The 16,953-nt window shown below is 59.5% G+C and carries 20 protein-coding genes; 18 read left to right on the forward strand and 2 right to left on the reverse strand.

Translation table 11 applies throughout. The features are described from left to right. Positions 1 to 182: 182 nt before the first annotated feature. A complete protein-coding gene (locus QYQ99_RS12420; protein ID WP_302092918.1) occupies positions 183 to 875 on the forward strand; it encodes a dienelactone hydrolase family protein in 693 nt (230 codons plus the stop codon). A 165-nt stretch (positions 876 to 1,040) separates the two neighbouring features. Here the strand turns inward: QYQ99_RS12420 and QYQ99_RS12425 are convergent, their stop codons facing one another. After that, complete coding sequence (locus QYQ99_RS12425; protein ID WP_302092919.1) at positions 1,041 to 2,243, reverse strand: magnesium transporter CorA family protein; 1,203 nt, start codon at positions 2,241 to 2,243, stop codon at positions 1,041 to 1,043. 132 nt (positions 2,244 to 2,375) lie between these two features. Then, positions 2,376 to 3,386 (reverse strand): porphobilinogen synthase, encoded by a 1,011-nt coding sequence (gene hemB, locus QYQ99_RS12430; protein ID WP_302092920.1) that lies wholly within the window; start codon positions 3,384 to 3,386, stop codon positions 2,376 to 2,378. A gap of 132 nt (positions 3,387 to 3,518) precedes the next feature. Here hemB and QYQ99_RS12435 point away from each other — a divergent pair, with 132 nt between their 5' ends. From QYQ99_RS12435 to rpsC, 17 genes are all read left to right on the forward strand, one after another. Continuing rightward, positions 3,519 to 3,935, forward strand: coding sequence for a CopD family protein (locus QYQ99_RS12435; protein ID WP_167010891.1), 417 nt, complete (start codon positions 3,519 to 3,521; stop codon positions 3,933 to 3,935). 57 nt (positions 3,936 to 3,992) lie between these two features. Next, positions 3,993 to 5,090 (forward strand): VanZ family protein, encoded by a 1,098-nt coding sequence (locus tag QYQ99_RS12440; RefSeq protein ID WP_302093164.1) that lies wholly within the window; start codon positions 3,993 to 3,995, stop codon positions 5,088 to 5,090. Positions 5,091 to 5,101: 11 nt separating this feature from the next. Further along, positions 5,102 to 5,458: a (2Fe-2S) ferredoxin domain-containing protein gene (locus QYQ99_RS12445; protein ID WP_034357909.1), complete on the forward strand. Its 357-nt coding sequence runs from the start codon at positions 5,102 to 5,104 to the stop codon at positions 5,456 to 5,458. A 161-nt stretch (positions 5,459 to 5,619) separates the two neighbouring features. Then, positions 5,620 to 6,258, forward strand: a complete 639-nt coding sequence (locus tag QYQ99_RS12450) for an alpha/beta hydrolase (protein ID WP_302092921.1) — start codon at positions 5,620 to 5,622, stop codon at positions 6,256 to 6,258. A gap of 151 nt (positions 6,259 to 6,409) precedes the next feature. Next, positions 6,410 to 7,582, forward strand: a complete 1,173-nt coding sequence (locus tag QYQ99_RS12455) for a D-alanyl-D-alanine carboxypeptidase family protein (protein ID WP_302092922.1) — start codon at positions 6,410 to 6,412, stop codon at positions 7,580 to 7,582. Positions 7,583 to 7,820: 238 nt separating this feature from the next. Then, entirely contained in the window at positions 7,821 to 8,198 is a 378-nt protein-coding gene (rpsL, locus tag QYQ99_RS12460) for a 30S ribosomal protein S12 (RefSeq protein ID WP_003059441.1), read from the forward strand. Positions 8,199 to 8,366: 168 nt separating this feature from the next. Further along, positions 8,367 to 8,840 (forward strand): 30S ribosomal protein S7, encoded by a 474-nt coding sequence (rpsG, locus tag QYQ99_RS12465; protein WP_003059438.1) that lies wholly within the window; start codon positions 8,367 to 8,369, stop codon positions 8,838 to 8,840. Positions 8,841 to 8,984: 144 nt separating this feature from the next. Then, positions 8,985 to 11,093 carry an elongation factor G gene (gene fusA / locus QYQ99_RS12470; protein WP_302092923.1) on the forward strand — a complete coding sequence of 703 codons (2,109 nt, stop codon included), beginning with the start codon at positions 8,985 to 8,987 and terminating at the stop codon, positions 11,091 to 11,093. A gap of 180 nt (positions 11,094 to 11,273) precedes the next feature. Then, complete coding sequence (gene tuf, locus QYQ99_RS12475) at positions 11,274 to 12,464, forward strand: elongation factor Tu (protein ID WP_053281820.1); 1,191 nt, start codon at positions 11,274 to 11,276, stop codon at positions 12,462 to 12,464. Positions 12,465 to 12,489: 25 nt separating this feature from the next. Further along, positions 12,490 to 12,801, forward strand: coding sequence for a 30S ribosomal protein S10 (rpsJ, locus tag QYQ99_RS12480; RefSeq protein WP_003059431.1), 312 nt, complete (start codon positions 12,490 to 12,492; stop codon positions 12,799 to 12,801). Positions 12,802 to 13,001: 200 nt separating this feature from the next. Continuing rightward, the gene (gene rplC, locus QYQ99_RS12485) at positions 13,002 to 13,676 is read left to right on the forward strand and encodes a 50S ribosomal protein L3 (protein WP_003059417.1); all 675 of its coding nucleotides are present in this window, start codon (positions 13,002 to 13,004) and stop codon (positions 13,674 to 13,676) included. Then, entirely contained in the window at positions 13,676 to 14,299 is a 624-nt protein-coding gene (gene rplD, locus QYQ99_RS12490; protein WP_003059416.1) for a 50S ribosomal protein L4, read from the forward strand. Before rplC ends, rplD begins: the two co-directional genes overlap by 1 nt. After that, positions 14,296 to 14,610 (forward strand): 50S ribosomal protein L23, encoded by a 315-nt coding sequence (gene rplW / locus QYQ99_RS12495; protein ID WP_003059415.1) that lies wholly within the window; start codon positions 14,296 to 14,298, stop codon positions 14,608 to 14,610. Before rplD ends, rplW begins: the two co-directional genes overlap by 4 nt. 2 nt (positions 14,611 to 14,612) lie before the next feature. Next, positions 14,613 to 15,437, forward strand: coding sequence for a 50S ribosomal protein L2 (rplB, locus tag QYQ99_RS12500; RefSeq protein WP_003059414.1), 825 nt, complete (start codon positions 14,613 to 14,615; stop codon positions 15,435 to 15,437). Between the two features lie 10 nt (positions 15,438 to 15,447). Further along, positions 15,448 to 15,723, forward strand: a complete 276-nt coding sequence (rpsS, locus tag QYQ99_RS12505) for a 30S ribosomal protein S19 (protein ID WP_003059413.1) — start codon at positions 15,448 to 15,450, stop codon at positions 15,721 to 15,723. Between the two features lie 10 nt (positions 15,724 to 15,733). Then, positions 15,734 to 16,066 carry a 50S ribosomal protein L22 gene (rplV, locus tag QYQ99_RS12510; protein WP_053284304.1) on the forward strand — a complete coding sequence of 111 codons (333 nt, stop codon included), beginning with the start codon at positions 15,734 to 15,736 and terminating at the stop codon, positions 16,064 to 16,066. Positions 16,067 to 16,082: 16 nt separating this feature from the next. Next, complete coding sequence (gene rpsC / locus QYQ99_RS12515) at positions 16,083 to 16,952, forward strand: 30S ribosomal protein S3 (protein ID WP_003059406.1); 870 nt, start codon at positions 16,083 to 16,085, stop codon at positions 16,950 to 16,952. Position 16,953 lies beyond the last annotated feature (1 nt).

The raw sequence follows: 16,953 nt of genomic DNA on the forward strand, positions 1-16,953 counted from the left end.
TACAGCTCGTCTCCTGGCATGAGGGGCTTCTTGCGACTGTCTGCCTTTTGTGGGGCGGGGATAGCTGGCATCAACACTCCTGTGAAAAAATGGCCGAATCATCGACGCGGCATCAGCCATTACAGCATTGCTGGAGACCGCGTCGCGGATTTCCCTTTTGAACCATGTTAAGGAGCTTCGCAATGGGCAGCTTTATTGAACTGACAGCCGTGGATGGCGCAAAAACCCCGGCTTATGTGGCCATGCCGGAGGGCCAGGCACGTGGTGCCATCGTGGTGCTGCAGGAGATCTTTGGCGTGAACTCGCATATCCGCTCGGTGGCAGACCGCTACGCGGCCCAGGGGTACGTGGCTGTGGCTCCCGCCATGTTTGCCCGCGTCAAGCCCGATGTGGAGCTAGGTTACAGCGAAGAAGACATGAAGGCCGGCTTTGCGCTCAAGACTGCGGTGGAAGCCCTGCCCGAGCCCGGCGCGCTGCGCGATGTGGAGGCGGCTGCGGCCCATGCCGCGACGCTGGTGCCTGGCGGCAAGATCGGCGTGGTGGGCTTTTGCTGGGGCGGCCTCATGACCTGGCGCTCGGCCTGCAATCTGGCCAGCGTCTCGGCTGCAGTCTGCTACTACGGCGGCGGCATGACGGGCGAGCTGGAAGCCAGTCGTCAGGCACTGTGCCCGGTGCTGGCCCACTTCGGCAGCAAGGACCATTACATCTCGCTGGAGTCCGTCGAAGCCTTCAAGAAGGCTCAGCCCCAGGCGCAAGTGCATGTATACGACGCCGACCACGGCTTCAACTGCGACCAGCGCGGCTCCTATAACGAAGCCGCTGCAGCGTTGGCAGGTGAGCGCACTCTGGCCTTCTTCGCCCAGCATCTGGGTTGATATAAAAACAATAGCTGCTTGTGCTTGATATATAAGCGCAAGCAGCTGTTTTTATCTAAAGCCCGTTGCCGCTGGGCGGTTCCCCATCAGAGACATCAAGCAAGCGCCGCCGCGCAGCGAGGATGTCGTCCCCCTTGGGGGAAGGCGCGGAAGCGCCTCAGGGGGTCATTCTTTTTCTTCGCTTTCCAGATAGCGCCGCCGCCAGAAATAGGCCACCAGCACCACGGTGATGATCACCATGGCCAGCAGGGCCCAGATGAAGCCGTCCTTTTTGTGCACGAAGGGGATGAACTCGAAGTTCATGCCGAAGATGCCGGCAATCAGGTTCAACGGCAGAAAGATGGCCGTCACCGTGGTCAGCGTGCGCATGATGTCGTTGGCGCGGTTGCTCTGCGCCGAAAAGTGCATCTGCACGGCGGTCTCGGCGCTTTGTTCCATGCGGTGAATGTGGTGGGTCACGCGCTCTATATGTTCGAGCACGTCGCGCGAGCGCACGCGCAGCAACTCGCGCTCATGCTGGCGCGCGGGTGTGTGCTCGGGCGGCCAGCCCTCCAGTGCCTCGGTCCAGTCCTGTACGGCGGCGCGCTGGTCTTCGCAGATTTCATCCAACTGGTGCAGTGCCAGGCGCACATCAAGCACGCTGGCCCAGTTGCTGAAACGCTTGTTGGGCTTGAGCAGTGCCATCTGCCAGTGGTCGATCTGGCGCGTCAGCGAACGGCGCAGGTCCAGATAGCCGTCCACCATGCCGTTGACCATGCGCAGCATCAGGTCGGCAGGCTCCACGGGCATCTTGGCGCTGACCTGGCGGCCGTCGGTCTTGGCGGGGCCGGAGATCAGGCGCTGCCAGAAATTTTCCAGCACAAAGCAGCCGTCGGGATGCACGGACAGCAGGATCTGGTCATACAGCGCAAAGCCCACGGGCTGGGTTTCCACGCGTTGCAGCACCGGCGCTTCGCGCTGGCCACTGTGAGCCGGGTTGTGGGATGGAGGCGGGGCGCTGGATGATGCACTGCCGGTGCCGGTCATCGCTGCAGGCAGGCCAGGCGGTGCGGCCACGGCGGGCGAGGCCGGGGCGTGGCTGCCGTTGAGCGGCGGCAGATGGGCGTTGGCCAGGCGGCGGAACACCAGCACGTCGTACACCGAGGTGTAGTCGTAATTAGAAGGGATGGCCGGATTCAGCAGGTCGGAGACATGCAGGTCCACGAGGGCGGAGCCGCCCAGCCTGGCCAGCATGGTCTGAATGGCCGGCAGTTGAGCCTCCAGCTCCGAGCGTGTGCAGGAGACCCAGTAAAACCCCATTGTCGCCGCCTGCGTGGGCAGTCCGTCAACAGGCTGGGCATAGAGGGGAGATATATGCAGCACGCGCATGGGAATTGGCAGTCTCGATGTCAGTGCAAAAAGCAGATGCAAAAACGGCCCGGGCCAGCAGCCCGAGCCGTCAGATCATGCCTGAAATGCCCTCAAACGCAAGCATGACCTGCGCTGACAGCTATCAATTTTTTACAGGCCGCGCAGCTTTTTGGCGGCGTCGATGGCAAAGTAGGTCAGGATGCCGTCGGCGCCCGCGCGCTTGAAGGCCAGCAGGGCTTCCATCATCACGGCGTCGTGATCGAGCCAGCCATTGGCGGCTGCGGCCTTGAGCATGGCGTATTCGCCGGACACCTGATAGGCGAAGGTCGGCACCTTGAACTCGTCCTTGACGCGGCGCACCACGTCCAGATACGGCATGCCGGGCTTGACCATGACCATGTCCGCGCCTTCGGCGATGTCCTGCGCCACTTCGCGCAGGGCTTCGTCGGTGTTGGCAGGGTCCATCTGGTAGACATTCTTGTCGGCCTTGCCCAGGGCGCCGCGTGTGCCCACGGCATCGCGGAAGGGGCCGTAGAAGGCGCTGGCGTACTTGGCGCTATAGGCCATGATGCGGGTGTGAATATGGCCTTGGAGCTCCAGTGCTTCGCGGATGGCGCCGATGCGGCCGTCCATCATGTCGCTGGGGGCGACCATGTCCACGCCGGCTTCGGCATGGGTCAGGGCCTGGCCGACCAGCACTTCCACGGTGTCATCGTTGATGATGTAGCCGCTCTCGTCCAGGATGCCGTCCTGGCCGTGGCTGGTATAGGGGTCCAGCGCCACATCGGTCATCACGCCCAGCTGGGGGAATTCCTTCTTCAGCGCGCGCACCACACGCGGGATCAGACCGTCGGGGTTCAGGGCTTCCTTGCCGTTGGGGGTCTTGAGACTGGTTTCAATGGCGGGGAACAGCGCCAGATAGGGAATCTCCAGCTTCACGCATTCCTCGGCCACGGGCAGCAGCAGATCCAGGCTCAGGCGGTCCACGCCGGGCATGGAGGGCACGGCCTCGCGCTTGTTCTGGCCTTCATGCACGAACACCGGGTAGATGAAGTCGTGCGGCGTCAGCACGCTTTCGCGCACCAGATTGCGGGTGAAAGCATCGCGGCGCAGACGGCGCGGACGATTCTGGGGAAAAGGAGTAGGGCTGGACAAATGCATGGGGAAAATTGTGCCCCATTCGCCATGGCTTGGCTTGCAGCTGCGTGACTATTCCATGACGGCCGTCTCATTGCGGGGTAAAGAGGCGGCGCGCAGCGGCTGTGGCGCAGCGCAGGCCTTTACACTGGCCCCATGCTATGGGTCAAAGCCTTTCACATCATTTTTGTCGCCAGCTGGTTTGCTGGTCTGTTCTACCTGCCGCGCATCTTTGTCAATATCGCCATGGTCACCCCGGGCTCGGTGGCAGAGCGTGAGCGCCTGCTGTTGATGGCGCGCAAGCTGCTGCGCTTCACCACCATGCTGGCCGTGCCCGCGCTGGGGCTGGGCCTGTGGCTGTGGCTGGGCTGGGGCTTCGCGGGTGGCTGGCTGCATGCCAAACTGGCGGTGGTGCTGCTGGTCATCGGCTACCACCACAGCTGTGCCGTGCTGCTGCGCAAGCTGGCGGACAACACCTGTCATAAAAGCCATCGCTGGTTCCGTTTCTATAACGAAGTGCCGGTGCTGCTGCTGATCGCCGCCGTGATTTTGGTGGTGGTCAAGCCCTTTTGAGTCTTGTGCCGAGAGTAGGAGGCGACTGTGTCCGATTCCGCGGTGCCGGTGATTTCCATGCGCCATACCTCGGCCTGGCCGCTGGCGCTGGTCTATGGCCTGCTCATCGTGTTTGCCAGCCTGTTCCCGTTCGATGGCTGGCGCGCGCAGGGCATTGATCCCAGCGTATTCCTGTTCGCCAGGATTCCGCCGCCGTACTGGACCTGGTTCGACGTCAACACCAATATCGTCGGCTATGCGCCGCTAGGCTTTTTCCTGGCGCTGGCCCTGATGCGCTCGGGCCAGCCCAGGCTAGCCGTGCCGCTGGCTTTTCTTGCCGGCACGCTGCTGTCGCTGTGCATGGAGTTTCTGCAGATCTATCTGCCGCGCCGCGTGCCGTCCAATCTGGATCTGGTGCTCAATGCCGGCGGTACCTTGATCGGTGCTCTGCTGGCGGCGCTGCTGGAGAGGCTGGGGGCTCTTTCGCGCTGGAGTGCATTTCGCAACCAGTGGCTGGGCGAGGGTGGTGCTGGTGTGCTGGTGCTGCTGGCGCTGTGGCCCTTTGCGCTGCTGTTTCCGGCGGCCGTGCCGTTTGGTCTGGGTCAGGTGCTGGAGCGCATTGACGATACCTTGCAGGAGTGGTTGCTGAACACGCCGTTCGAGGACTGGTTGCCACTGGGCGATTTCGCCATGGCGCCGCTGTCGCTGGTGACGGAGATGCTGTGCGTGATGCTGGGGCTGTGGATTCCCTGTCTGCTGGCCTACTGCGCCGTGCGCCATATGGGCCGCCGCGCGCTGGCCGGATTGCTTCTGGTGGCGGCAGGGGTGGGGGTGACAGCACTGTCGGCCGCGTTGAGCTGGGGCCCGGCCCATGCCTGGGAGTGGGTGGATCTGCCGGTACGCCTGGGTGTCTGGGGTGGGCTGGGCCTGGCCGTGATTGCATTGCCTGCCTCGCGCAGCATGTGCGCCGTGCTATTGCTGCTGGTGCTGGTGCTGCATCTGAGCATCCTCAATCAGGCGCCGACAAATGTGTACTTCGCCCAGACCCTGCAGGCCTGGGAGCAAGGCCGCTTCATCCGCTTCTACGGCCTGGGCCAATGGCTGGGCTGGCTCTGGCCTTACGTGACACTGGCGTATGTAGTGATTCGACTCTCGCGTCGCCAACAGCCTGCCTAGAATGACCCTCCATGAGCGACATCCAGAATCAAGACCAGGCCGGCGGCTACTACCAGCGTCATATCTTCTTTTGCCTGAACGAGCGCCCCAACGGTGAGGACTGCTGCGCTCTGCACGGCGCCAAGGCGGGCTTTGACCACTGCAAGCGCAAAGTCAAGGAAGAGGGACTTGCCGGTAAGGGGCAGGTGCGTGTGAACAAGGCCGGCTGCCTGGATCGCTGCGCTGGCGGTCCCGTGGCTGTGGTCTACCCCGAGGCCGTCTGGTACACCTTCATCGACGACAGCGATATCGATGAAATCGTCGAATCCCATCTCAAGAACGGCAAGGTGGTCGAGCGTCTTGTGCTGCCCGAAAGCGTGGGGCGTTGATCTGGCTGCCTTGAGTCCTTTGGCTGCCCCGACAGGCTTGCGGCAAAGCGGTTCTTGTCTGGCGCGGCCGACTTTGGGCTTGCCTGTTCAGGAACTTTAAGTGTTTTCAAGCGTCAGCCCAATTACAGCAAGCGCAAAAAGCTACAACTAGGATAGCAATCGTGAATTCCCAGACTGAACGACTGACGCTCATCGGCACTGCCGGTGCCATTGAGGCCCTGCGCGATGCGCCGCAACTGGTCGAAGGCCAGAGCCCCAAGGGCGTGGCCGTCATCGCCCATCCGCATCCGCTGTTTGGCGGCACCATGGACAACAAGGTGGTCCAGACCCTGGCGCGAGCCTTTGTTCAGTGCGGCTACACGGTCGTGCGTTTCAACTTTCGCGGCGTGGGTGCCAGTGCCGGCGAGTATGACGCCGGCAAGGCCGAGCTGCAGGATTTGCTGGCCGTGGTACAGCAGGTGGCTCCCGAAGGCCCGATCGCCCTGGCCGGTTTTTCCTTCGGCGCTTTCGTCACCAGCCATGCACTGGCCCAACTCTGGGGTACAGGCCGGGTGCAGAAGGCCGTGCTGGTCGGCGCCGCCGCCAGTCGTTTCGAAGTGGCTCCCGTGCCTGCCGAGGCCCATGACCAGACCCTGGTGATTCATGGCGAGGCGGACGACACCGTCGAGTTGTCCGCCGTGATGGACTGGGCGCGCCCGCAGATACTGCCTGTTACCGTGATTCCGCAGGTCGGCCATTTCTTTCACGGACAATTGCCTCTGCTCAAGAGCCTGGTGGTGCGCCACCTGAAGTCCCTGTAAGAGCCATACCCCACACCTTGACGCACGTGAATTGCTGCCCCGTCTCGGTTAACTCCCTTTTCATAGCGCCAGGCCGAGGTATATCCTTGGCTTTGGCCGTTTTCGACGGTAAATCACCGCGCTTATCTTTGCTTTAGCGAGAGTCCTCTTCATGAAGCCCATCTACTCCACACTGCGTGTTCTGGCCGTTGCTGCCGCAGTGGCACCCGTGTTTGCCATGGCACAGGTGGCGGCCCCTGTTCCTCCCGAAATCGCTGCCCGCAACTATCTGCTGGTGGACGTCACTGCCGGCCAGGTGCTGGGCGCCAAGGATATCGACGCTCCCGTCGAGCAGGCATCGCTGACCAAGCTGATGTCTGCCTATGTGGTGTTCGATGCCCTGCGCTCCAAGAAAATCACGCTGGAGCAACGCATGCCCGTGAGCGAGCGTGCCTGGAAGATGCCCGGCTCGCGCATGTTCATCGACCCCAAGATGCAGGTGCCCGTCAATGACCTGCTCAGCGGCATGATCATCCAGTCCGGCAACGATGCCACCATGGCATTGGCCGAGGCCGTGGGCGGCACGGCCGAGAACTTCGTCAAGATGATGAATGACCAGGCCAAGGCCCTGGGCATGAAGAACACCAGCTACAAGAATCCCGAAGGTCTGACCGAGCCCGGTCACCTGACGACGGCGCGTGATCTGTCCATCCTGGCTCAGCGATTGATGCATGACTTCCCCGAGTACATGCACTACTACTCCACCAAGCAGTACAGCTACCCCGGCACCCCCGCTTCCAACGGCAGCAACCGCAATGCCTTGCTGTTCCGCGATCCCACGGTGGATGGCTTGAAGACCGGTCATACCAATGCCGCCGGCTATTGCCTGGTGGCCACGGCCAAGCGCGACCTGCCCAATGTGGGTCAGCGCCGCCTGCTGTCCATCGTGCTGGGCACGGCCAGCGAAAAGGCGCGTGCCAACGAAAGCCAGAAGCTGCTGAACTGGGGTTACACCGCTTTCGATGCCGTCAAGCTGTTTGATGCCGATCAGCCTGTGGCCACTCCCGCCGTCTGGAAGGGCGCAGCCAATGCGGTCAAGATCGGCAAGGCCGACGGTGCCGTGGTGGTGACCGTGCCCTCGGGTACCGGCGGCAAGCTGACCACCGAAGTGGTGCGCCAGGATCCGCTGATTGCACCGATTGCCAAGGGCCAGTCCATGGGCGTGCTCAAGGTCAAGTCGGGTGCGGATGTGGTGGCCGAGGTGCCGCTGGTGGCGCTTGAGGCCGTCGAGCAGGCCGGCTTCTTCGGCCGACTGTGGGACACCATCCGCCTCTGGATCAAGTAAGTTCCCGGGCCGGCAGGAGGCCGCTCCAGCCGGCGACAGCCTTGAATAAGGCTCAAGCAAAGCATCTTGCTGCCTGGGGGCTATTGCCCAGAGGGGGTTGTGCTGATTTGCGCAAGCTGGTACATTCGAGGGCTTTTCGGAATTTCCGAAGGGATTCACGTTTCCGCATCAGCATCTGTTTTTGCGGATAAACCTTTTGCTTTCACGAAGCAAATTCACGTTTAGGGACGTTTAATTAATGCCAACCATTAACCAACTCGTGCGTCAGGGCCGCACGGTAGAAGTTGTTAAATCCAAGAGCCCTGCTATGGAAAACTGCCCCCAACGCCGTGGCGTGTGCACCCGTGTGTACACCACCACTCCCAAGAAGCCTAACTCGGCTCTGCGTAAGGTGGCCAAGGTTCGTCTGACCAACGGTTTCGAAGTGATTTCGTACATCGGCGGTGAAGGCCACAACCTGCAAGAGCACAGCGTTGTGCTGGTGCGCGGTGGTCGTGTGAAGGACTTGCCCGGTGTGCGTTACCACATCGTGCGCGGTTCCCTGGACCTGCAAGGCGTCAAGGACCGTAAGCAAGCTCGCTCCAAGTACGGTGCCAAGAAGCCTAAGGCTAAGTAATCAGCCCTGGTTTTTTGAAAACAAACGGTGTTTGATTCGCCTGACTGGCGCGGTCAAACGTAGTGGCCCTAAGCGCAAATGTTTTGTGCGGGTCGAGTAAGTGAGAGTTTTGAATAGCTCTCGCGGTATCTGAAAAGATGCCAACTGAAGCAAAGATAGAGGTAAAAAATGCCACGTCGTCGCGAAGTCCCCAAACGTGAAATCCTGCCGGATCCCAAGTTCGGCAATGTAGAGCTGTCCAAATTCATGAACGTGATCATGGAAGGCGGCAAGAAGGCGGTTGCTGAGCGCATCATTTACGGCGCTCTGGACCTGATCGAGAAGAAGCACCCCGGCAAGGACCCTCTGGAAGCTTTCGTTGTTGCCATCAACAACGTCAAGCCCATGGTCGAAGTGAAGTCCCGCCGTGTTGGCGGTGCCAACTACCAGGTGCCCGTGGAAGTGCGTCCCGTCCGTCGTCTGGCTCTGGCCATGCGCTGGATCAAGGAAGCCTCCCGCAAGCGTGGCGAGAAGTCCATGGCTCAACGCCTGGCCAACGAGCTGCTGGAAGCTACGGAAGGCCGTGGCGGCGCGATGAAGCGTCGTGACGAAGTGCACCGTATGGCCGAAGCCAACAAGGCCTTCAGCCACTTCCGCTTCTAATCGGAATCTCGCTCGAGATACAGGGCCGCATGCAAATCTTGCTGCGGCCTTGTGTCGATTCTGAGCGCCCCCATATAGAGCTGCTGCCTCCTGCGCACAATGCGGGGCCGGCAGTACTCCCATACGATCAAGCAAGGATCCATCATGGCTCGCAAGACCCCCATTGAGCGCTATCGCAACATCGGTATTTCCGCTCACATTGACGCAGGTAAGACAACCACTACAGAACGTATCCTGTTCTATACCGGTGTGACCCACAAGCTGGGCGAAGTGCACGACGGCGCTGCCACCACCGACTGGATGGAGCAAGAGCAAGAGCGTGGTATCACCATCACTTCCGCTGCAGTGACCTGCTTCTGGAAGGGTATGGATCTGTCTTACCCAGAACACCGCTTCAACATCATCGACACCCCCGGTCACGTGGACTTCACGATTGAAGTGGAACGTTCCATGCGCGTGCTGGACGGTGCTTGCATGGTGTATTGCGCTGTGGGTGGCGTGCAGCCCCAGTCCGAAACCGTGTGGCGTCAGGCCAACAAGTACAAGGTGCCTCGTCTGGCCTTCGTGAACAAGATGGACCGTACCGGTGCCAACTTCTTCAAGGTCTATGAAGGCATGAAGACTCGCCTGAACGCGAATCCTGTGCCCGTGGTGATCCCAATCGGCGCTGAAGAAAACTTCCTGGGCGTGGTTGATCTGGTCAAGATGAAGGCCATCATCTGGGACGAAGCTTCCCAGGGCATGAAGTTTGAATACCAGGATATCCCTGCCGAACTGGTGGAAACCGCCAACAAGTGGCGCGAAAACCTGGTGGAAGCCGCTGCTGAAGCTTCGGAAGAGCTGATGAACAAGTACCTGGAAGAAGGTACTTTGTCGGAAGAAGAAGTGAAGGCCGGTATCCGTGCCCGTACTCTGGCGGTTGAAATTCAGCCCATGCTGTGCGGTACAGCCTTCAAGAACAAGGGTGTGCAGCGCATGCTGGACGCCGTGATCGACTATCTGCCCGCTCCTGTGGACATTCCTGACGTTACCGGTACTGACCCCGATGACGAAGAGAAGAAGCTGAGCCGCAAGGCCGACGACGCTGAGAAGTTCTCGGCTCTGGCCTTCAAGCTGATGACTGACCCCTTCGTGGGCCAGCTGACCTTCGTGCGCGTGTACTCTGGCGTTCTGACCAAGGGCGAGACCGTTCTGAATGCCGTCAAGGGCAAGAAAGAACGTATCGGCCGTATCGTGCAGATGATGGCCAACGACCGCGTGGAAGTCGAAGAAATCCGTGCCGGCGACATCGCTGCCTGCGTGGGTCTGAAGGACGTGACCACCGGTGAAACCCTGTGCGATATCGCAGCACCCATCGTGCTGGAACGCATGGTGTTCCCCGAGCCCGTGATTGCACAGGCTGTGGAACCCAAGACCAAGAGCGACCAGGAAAAGATGGGTATTGCCCTGTCGCGTCTGGCTGCAGAAGATCCTTCCTTCCGCGTGCGTACTGATGAAGAATCCGGTCAGACCATCATCGCCGGTATGGGCGAGCTGCACCTGGAAATCATCGTTGACCGCATGAAGCGCGAATTCAACGTGGAAGCCAACGTGGGCAAGCCCCAGGTTGCCTACCGCGAAACCATCCGCAGCACGGTCAAGGACGTGGACGGCAAGTTCGTTCGTCAGTCCGGTGGTAAGGGTCAATACGGTCACGTGGTATTCACCGTCGAACCTCAAGAAGCCGGCAAGGGCTTCGAGTTCGTCGACGCCATCAAGGGCGGTGTGGTTCCTCGCGAATACATCCCTGCAGTGGAAAAGGGTGTGATCGAAGCCCTGACTTCCGGCGTGCTGGCTGGCTACCCTGTGGTCGACGTGAAGGTTACGCTGACTTTCGGTTCGTACCACGATGTGGACTCGAACGAAATGGCGTTCAAGATGGCCGCTATCTTCGGTTTCAAGGAAGCTGCCCGCAAGGCCAACCCCGTCATCCTGGAACCCATGATGGCTGTGGAAGTGGAAACACCTGAAGACTACGCCGGTACCGTGATGGGTGACCTGTCTTCCCGTCGCGGCATGGTGCAGGGCATGGACGACATGGTTGGTGGCGGCAAGGCCATCAAGGCTGAAGTGCCTCTGTCCGAAATGTTCGGCTATGCCACTTCGCTGCGTTCCATGACTCAAGGTCGCGCCAGCTACACCATGGAATTCAAGCACTACGCTGAAGCTCCTCGTAACGTGGCCGAATCCATCGTCGCTGCCCGCGCCAAGTAATTGACGCAGGTTTGACGAATCCGTCATAATCTAAGGCTTCCAATCGCGGCAGTCCCTTGAGGATTGCCGCGATTTTTGCCGGTCTGCGATCCCATGCCGTCCTGTTTCCTGTGCGGGGCGAATCAGCAATGAGGTGCAGACCTTAAACATCACACAGGTTTTTGCTCTTTCGGAGAAATCATGGCAAAAGAAAAGTTTGAACGCACCAAGCCCCACGTGAACGTGGGCACCATCGGTCACGTTGACCACGGCAAGACCACTCTGACTGCTGCTATCGCTACCGTGCTGTCCAAGCACTTCGGCGGTGAAGCCAAGGACTACTCGCAGATCGACAACGCCCCCGAAGAAAAGGCTCGTGGTATCACGATCAACACTTCGCACGTTGAATACGAAACTGCCAACCGCCACTACGCTCACGTGGACTGCCCTGGTCACGCTGACTATGTGAAGAACATGATCACTGGTGCCGCTCAGATGGACGGCGCTATTCTGGTTTGCTCCGCTGCTGACGGCCCCATGCCCCAGACTCGCGAGCACATCCTGCTGTCGCGTCAGGTGGGCGTGCCCTACATCATCGTGTTCCTGAACAAGGCCGACATGGTGGACGACGAAGAACTGCTGGAACTGGTCGAAATGGAAGTGCGCGAGCTGCTGTCCAAGTACGACTTCCCCGGTGACGACACCCCCATCATCCGCGGCTCCGCCAAGCTGGCCCTGGAAGGTGACCAGTCCGACAAGGGCGAGCCTGCCATCCTGAAGCTGGCCGAAGCTCTGGACACCTACATCCCCACTCCCGAGCGTGCTGTTGACGGCGCCTTCGCGATGCCCGTGGAAGACGTGTTCTCCATCTCCGGTCGTGGTACCGTGGTGACCGGCCGTATCGAGCGCGGTATCGTCAAGGTCGGCGAAGAAATCGAAATCGTCGGTATCAAGGACACCGTCAAGACCACCGTCACCGGCGTGGAAATGTTCCGCAAGCTGCTGGACCAAGGTCAAGCTGGCGACAACGTGGGTCTGCTGCTGCGCGGCACCAAGCGTGAAGACGTGGAACGCGGCCAAGTGCTGTGCAAGCCCGGCTCCATCAAGCCCCACACCAACTTCACTGCTGAAGTTTACGTGCTGTCGAAGGACGAAGGCGGTCGCCACACTCCCTTCTTCAACAACTACCGTCCCCAGTTCTACTTCCGTACAACTGACGTGACCGGCTCCATCGAACTGCCCGAAGGCAAGGAAATGGTGATGCCTGGCGATAACGTGTCGATCACTGTGAAGCTGATCTCCCCCATCGCCATGGAAGAAGGTCTGCGTTTCGCTATCCGCGAAGGTGGTCGTACTGTGGGCGCTGGTGTGGTTGCCACGATCATTGCCTAATTCTTAGAAAAGCTAGGAATTAACAATGTCTAAGCAAAAAATCCGCATCCGTCTGAAGGCTTTCGATTACAAGCTGATCGACCAGTCTGCAGCTGAAATCGTTGATACCGCCAAGCGCACCGGCGCCATCGTCAAGGGTCCCGTGCCCCTGCCGACACGCATGAAGCGCTTCGACATCCTGCGTTCGCCTCACGTCAACAAGACCAGCCGTGACCAGTTCGAAATCCGTACGCACCAGCGTCTGATGGACATCGTGGACCCGACTGACAAGACTGTTGACGCTCTGATGAAGCTGGACCTGCCCGCAGGTGTGGACGTCGAGATCAAACTGCAATAAGAGTTTTGGAAGCCTCGCAAGAGGCTTTTAAGGGTCTTTGTTTAACGCGAACTTGCTTGAAAAAGCAGTTCGCGTTAAAATTTGGAGCTTCGCTTTTGATGCGAAGTTTTATTAACCTTCTTTTGTGTGCTAGGCATGATTGCTAAAGCACAACGCTGGGCCAATTGCAGTTTCAGCGGCAAAAGTTTTGGAGCAAACAAATGAGTCTGAGCAACTCCCTGGGGTTGCTGGGTCGCAAGGTGGGCATGATGCGTCTGTTCACTGATGATGGGGACGCAGTGCCTGTCACAGTGGTGGATGTTTCTAACAACCGAGTGACTCAGGTCAAAACCCAAGAGAACGATGGCTATGTGGCCCTGCAGGTCACTTTCGGTGCACGCAAGGCTTCTCGCGTGACCAAGCCTCAAGCCGGCCACCTCGCCAAGGCGGGTGTCGAAGCCGGTGAAGTGACCCGTGAATTCCGCGTGACTGATGAAACCGCTGGCAAGTATGCCGCTGGTGCCGTTCTGCCTGTGGCAGAGCTGTTCAGCGTTGGCCAGAAGGTGGACGTGCAAGGCACCTCCATCGGTAAGGGTTACGCCGGCACGATCAAGCGCCACAACTTCAGTTCGCAGCGCGCTTCGCACGGTAACAGCCGTTCGCACAATGTTCCCGGTTCTATCGGTATGGCACAAGACCCCGGTCGCGTGTTCCCCGGTAAGCGTATGACTGGCCACATGGGCGACGAAACCGTCACTACTCAAAACCTCGACGTGGTTCGTATCGACGAAGCACGCCAACTGCTGTTGATCAAGGGTGCCATTCCTGGTGCCAAGGGCGGCTTCGTTTCCGTGCGCCCCGCGATCAAGGCTAAAGCTTCCAAAGGAGCGAACTAATGCAGCTCGAACTCCTGAATGAACAAGGCCAGGCCGCTTCCAAGGTGGAAGCTCCCGAGACTGTGTTCGGTCGTGAATTCAACGAAGATCTGGTCCACCAGCTGGTGACTGCCTACCGTGCCAACGCACGTCAAGGCACTCGCGCCCAGAAGGACCGTGAACAAGTGCGTCACACCACCGCCAAGCCTTTCAAGCAAAAGGGTACAGGCCGTGCACGTGCTGGTATGTCCTCCTCGCCTCTGTGGCGTGGCGGCGGTCGCATCTTCCCCAATCTGCCCGAAGAAAACTTCTCGCAGAAGATCAACAAGAAGATGTACCGCGCCGGTATGACTGCCATCCTGTCTCAGCTGGCCCGCGAAGGCCGTCTGGCAGTTGTGGAGTCCCTGACGCTGGATACCCCCAAGACCAAGGTGCTGGCAGACAAGTTCAAGGCTATGAACCTGTCTTCGTCGGTGATGGTGATCGCTGAAGAAATCGACGAGAACCTGTACCTGGCATCCCGCAATCTGAAGAACGTGTTCGTGGTTGAGCCGCGCTATGCAGACCCCGTGTCGCTGGTGCACTACAAGAAAGTGCTCGTCACCAAGGGTGCGATCGACAAACTCAAGGAGATGTTCGCATGAGCACTACCAAGTTTGACGAAGGTCGTCTGATGCAAGTACTGGTCGCTCCCATCGTGTCCGAAAAGGCCACTCTGGTTGCTGAAAAGTCCAATGCTGTGACATTCAAGGTGCTGCAGAACGCTACCAAGCCCGAAATCAAGGCCGCTGTGGAATTGATGTTCAAGGTTGAAGTGGCTGGCGTGTCTGTGGTGAACACCAAGGGCAAGACCAAGCGCTTTGGCAAGACCGTGGGCCGTCGCGACAATGTGCGCAAGGCTTACGTGATGCTCAAGCCCGGTCAAGAGCTGAACCTGTCTGGGGAGGCTGCGTAATCATGGCTGTTATCAAGCTCAAACCTACGACCCCCGGCCAACGCGGCGCGGTGAAGGTTACTCGCGACCACCTGCACAAGGGTGAGGGCTTTGCCCCCCTGCTGGAAGCTCAATTCCAGAAGGCCGGTCGTAATAACAACGGTCACATCACAACTCGCCACAAGGGCGGTGGTCACAAGCACCACTACCGTGTGGTGGACTTCAAGCGCAACAAGGACGGTATCCCCGCCAAGGTTGAACGCATTGAATACGACCCCAACCGTACTGCCCACATCGCTCTGGTGTGCTACGCAGACGGCGAGCGTCGCTACGTCATTGCTCCTCGCAACCTGGAAGTCGGCGCTACCATCATCAGCGGCTCCGAAGCTCCTATCCGCGTGGGCAACACCCTGCCTATCCGCAACATCCCCGTGGGCTCGACCATCCACTGCATCGAACTGAAGATCGGTGCCGGTGCTCAGATCGCTCGCTCGGCTGGTACCTCCGCCACTTTGCTGGCTCGCGAAGGCATCTACGCTCAAGTGCGTATGCGTTCGGGCGAAGTCCGCAAGGTACACATTGAGTGCCGCGCCACCATCGGTGAAGTTGCCAACGAAGAACACAGCCTGCGCCGTCTGGGCAAGGCCGGTGTGAAGCGTTGGATGGGTATTCGTCCTACCGTCCGCGGTACGGTCATGAACCCTGTCGACCACCCGCACGGTGGTGGTGAAGGTAAGACCGGTGAAGGCCGTCACCCAGTTGACCCATGGGGCAATCTGACGAAGGGCTACCGTACCCGTAACAACAAGCGCACACAGACAATGATCGTGTCGCGCCGTAAGAAGTAAGGGGTAGCAAATGACTCGTTCTCTTAAAAAGGGTCCGTTTGTTGACCATCACTTGCTGGCTAAGGTCGAAAAGGCCATCGCCACCAAGGATAAGAAGCCAGTGAAGACTTGGTCGCGTCGCTCCATGGTCCTGCCCGAGTTCATCGGTCTGACCATCGCCGTGCACAACGGCAAGCAACACGTGCCGGTTTATGTGACTGACCAGATGGTTGGCCACAAGCTGGGTGAATTCGCGCTGACTCGTACCTTCAAGGGTCACCCTGCGGACAAGAAAGCCAAGAAGTAAGGAATAGAACATGTCTGAAACACGTGCTGTTCTCCGTGGCGTCCGCCTGTCTGTTGACAAGGGTCGCCTGGTCGCGGATCTGATCCGCGGCAAGAAGGTGGATCAAGCTCTGAACATTCTCCAGTTCACACAGAAAAAAGCTGCTGTGATCTTGAAGAAGGTTCTGGAATCCGCTATCGCCAACGCTGAGCACAACGACGGCGCCGATATCGACGAACTGAAGGTCAAGACCATCTACGTCGAGCAAGGCACTACGCTCAAGCGTTTCACTGCTCGCGCCAAGGGCCGTGGCAACCGCATCAGCAAGCCTACCTGCCACATCTATGTGACAGTGGGTAACTGAGGCCTTAAGGAAGAATATGGGACAGAAAATCCATCCTACCGGCTTCCGTCTGGCGGTGAGCCGCAACTGGGCAAGCCGCTGGTACGCTAGCAACCGTGACTTCGCCGGCATGCTGGCCGAAGACATCAAGGTGCGCGAGTACCTGAAGGCCAAGCTGAAGAACGCTGCCGTGGCTCGCGTTCTGATCGAGCGTCCTGCCAAGAACGCCCGCATCACCATTTTCTCGGCTCGTCCGGGCGTGGTGATCGGCAAGAAGGGTGAAGACATCGAGGCCCTGAAGAAGGAACTCGCTGCTCGCCTGGGCGTGCCCGTGGCTGTGAACATCGAAGAAGTGCGCAAGCCTGAAATCGATGCCAAGCTGATCGCTGACTCCATCTGCCAACAGCTGGAAAAGCGCATCATGTTCCGCCGCGCCATGAAGCGTGCCATGCAGAACGCCATGCGTCTGGGTGCTCAAGGCATCAAGATCATGTCTTCCGGTCGTCTGAACGGTATCGAAATCGCTCGTACCGAGTGGTACCGTGAAGGCCGCGTGCCTCTGCACACTCTGCGTGCCGATATCGACTACGGCTTCTCCGAAGCCAAGACGACTTACGGCATCATCGGCGTGAAGGTCTGGGTCTACAAGGGTGACACCCTGGGCCGTAACGATCTGCCCGCCGTGGAAACGCCCCGTCCTGAAGACGAGCGTCGTCCTCGTGGTCCTCGTCGTGACGGTCGCCGTGATGGCCGTGATGGCGCTGGCCGTGGTGGCCGTCGTCCCGCAGGCACCAATGCCGCTCCTGCCGATGGCAGCGACAAGCCTGCTGGCGCTGGTGCTGATTCCGTTAAGCGCGTTCGTAAGGCCGACGCGCCCGCTACAGCAGCGGACGGTAAAGGAGAATAAA

The sequence above is a fragment of the Comamonas testosteroni genome (assembly GCF_030505195.1).
Classification (GTDB): Bacteria; Pseudomonadota; Gammaproteobacteria; order Burkholderiales; family Burkholderiaceae_C; genus Comamonas; species Comamonas testosteroni_G.

Coding starts and splice junctions, on each gene's coding strand:
- QYQ99_RS12420 (WP_302092918.1), top strand. CDS start 183: ATGGGCAGCTTTATTGAACTGACAGCCGTGGATGGCGCAAAAACCCCG.
- QYQ99_RS12425 (WP_302092919.1), bottom strand. CDS start 2,243: ATGCGCGTGCTGCATATATCTCCCCTCTATGCCCAGCCTGTTGACGGA.
- hemB (WP_302092920.1), bottom strand. CDS start 3,386: ATGCATTTGTCCAGCCCTACTCCTTTTCCCCAGAATCGTCCGCGCCGT.
- QYQ99_RS12435 (WP_167010891.1), top strand. CDS start 3,519: ATGCTATGGGTCAAAGCCTTTCACATCATTTTTGTCGCCAGCTGGTTT.
- QYQ99_RS12440 (WP_302093164.1), top strand. CDS start 3,993: ATGCGCCATACCTCGGCCTGGCCGCTGGCGCTGGTCTATGGCCTGCTC.
- QYQ99_RS12445 (WP_034357909.1), top strand. CDS start 5,102: ATGAGCGACATCCAGAATCAAGACCAGGCCGGCGGCTACTACCAGCGT.
- QYQ99_RS12455 (WP_302092922.1), top strand. CDS start 6,410: ATGAAGCCCATCTACTCCACACTGCGTGTTCTGGCCGTTGCTGCCGCA.
- rpsL (WP_003059441.1), top strand. CDS start 7,821: ATGCCAACCATTAACCAACTCGTGCGTCAGGGCCGCACGGTAGAAGTT.
- rpsG (WP_003059438.1), top strand. CDS start 8,367: ATGCCACGTCGTCGCGAAGTCCCCAAACGTGAAATCCTGCCGGATCCC.
- fusA (WP_302092923.1), top strand. CDS start 8,985: ATGGCTCGCAAGACCCCCATTGAGCGCTATCGCAACATCGGTATTTCC.
- tuf (WP_053281820.1), top strand. CDS start 11,274: ATGGCAAAAGAAAAGTTTGAACGCACCAAGCCCCACGTGAACGTGGGC.
- rpsJ (WP_003059431.1), top strand. CDS start 12,490: ATGTCTAAGCAAAAAATCCGCATCCGTCTGAAGGCTTTCGATTACAAG.
- rplC (WP_003059417.1), top strand. CDS start 13,002: ATGAGTCTGAGCAACTCCCTGGGGTTGCTGGGTCGCAAGGTGGGCATG.
- rplD (WP_003059416.1), top strand. CDS start 13,676: ATGCAGCTCGAACTCCTGAATGAACAAGGCCAGGCCGCTTCCAAGGTG.
- rplW (WP_003059415.1), top strand. CDS start 14,296: ATGAGCACTACCAAGTTTGACGAAGGTCGTCTGATGCAAGTACTGGTC.
- rplB (WP_003059414.1), top strand. CDS start 14,613: ATGGCTGTTATCAAGCTCAAACCTACGACCCCCGGCCAACGCGGCGCG.
- rpsS (WP_003059413.1), top strand. CDS start 15,448: ATGACTCGTTCTCTTAAAAAGGGTCCGTTTGTTGACCATCACTTGCTG.
- rplV (WP_053284304.1), top strand. CDS start 15,734: ATGTCTGAAACACGTGCTGTTCTCCGTGGCGTCCGCCTGTCTGTTGAC.
- rpsC (WP_003059406.1), top strand. CDS start 16,083: ATGGGACAGAAAATCCATCCTACCGGCTTCCGTCTGGCGGTGAGCCGC.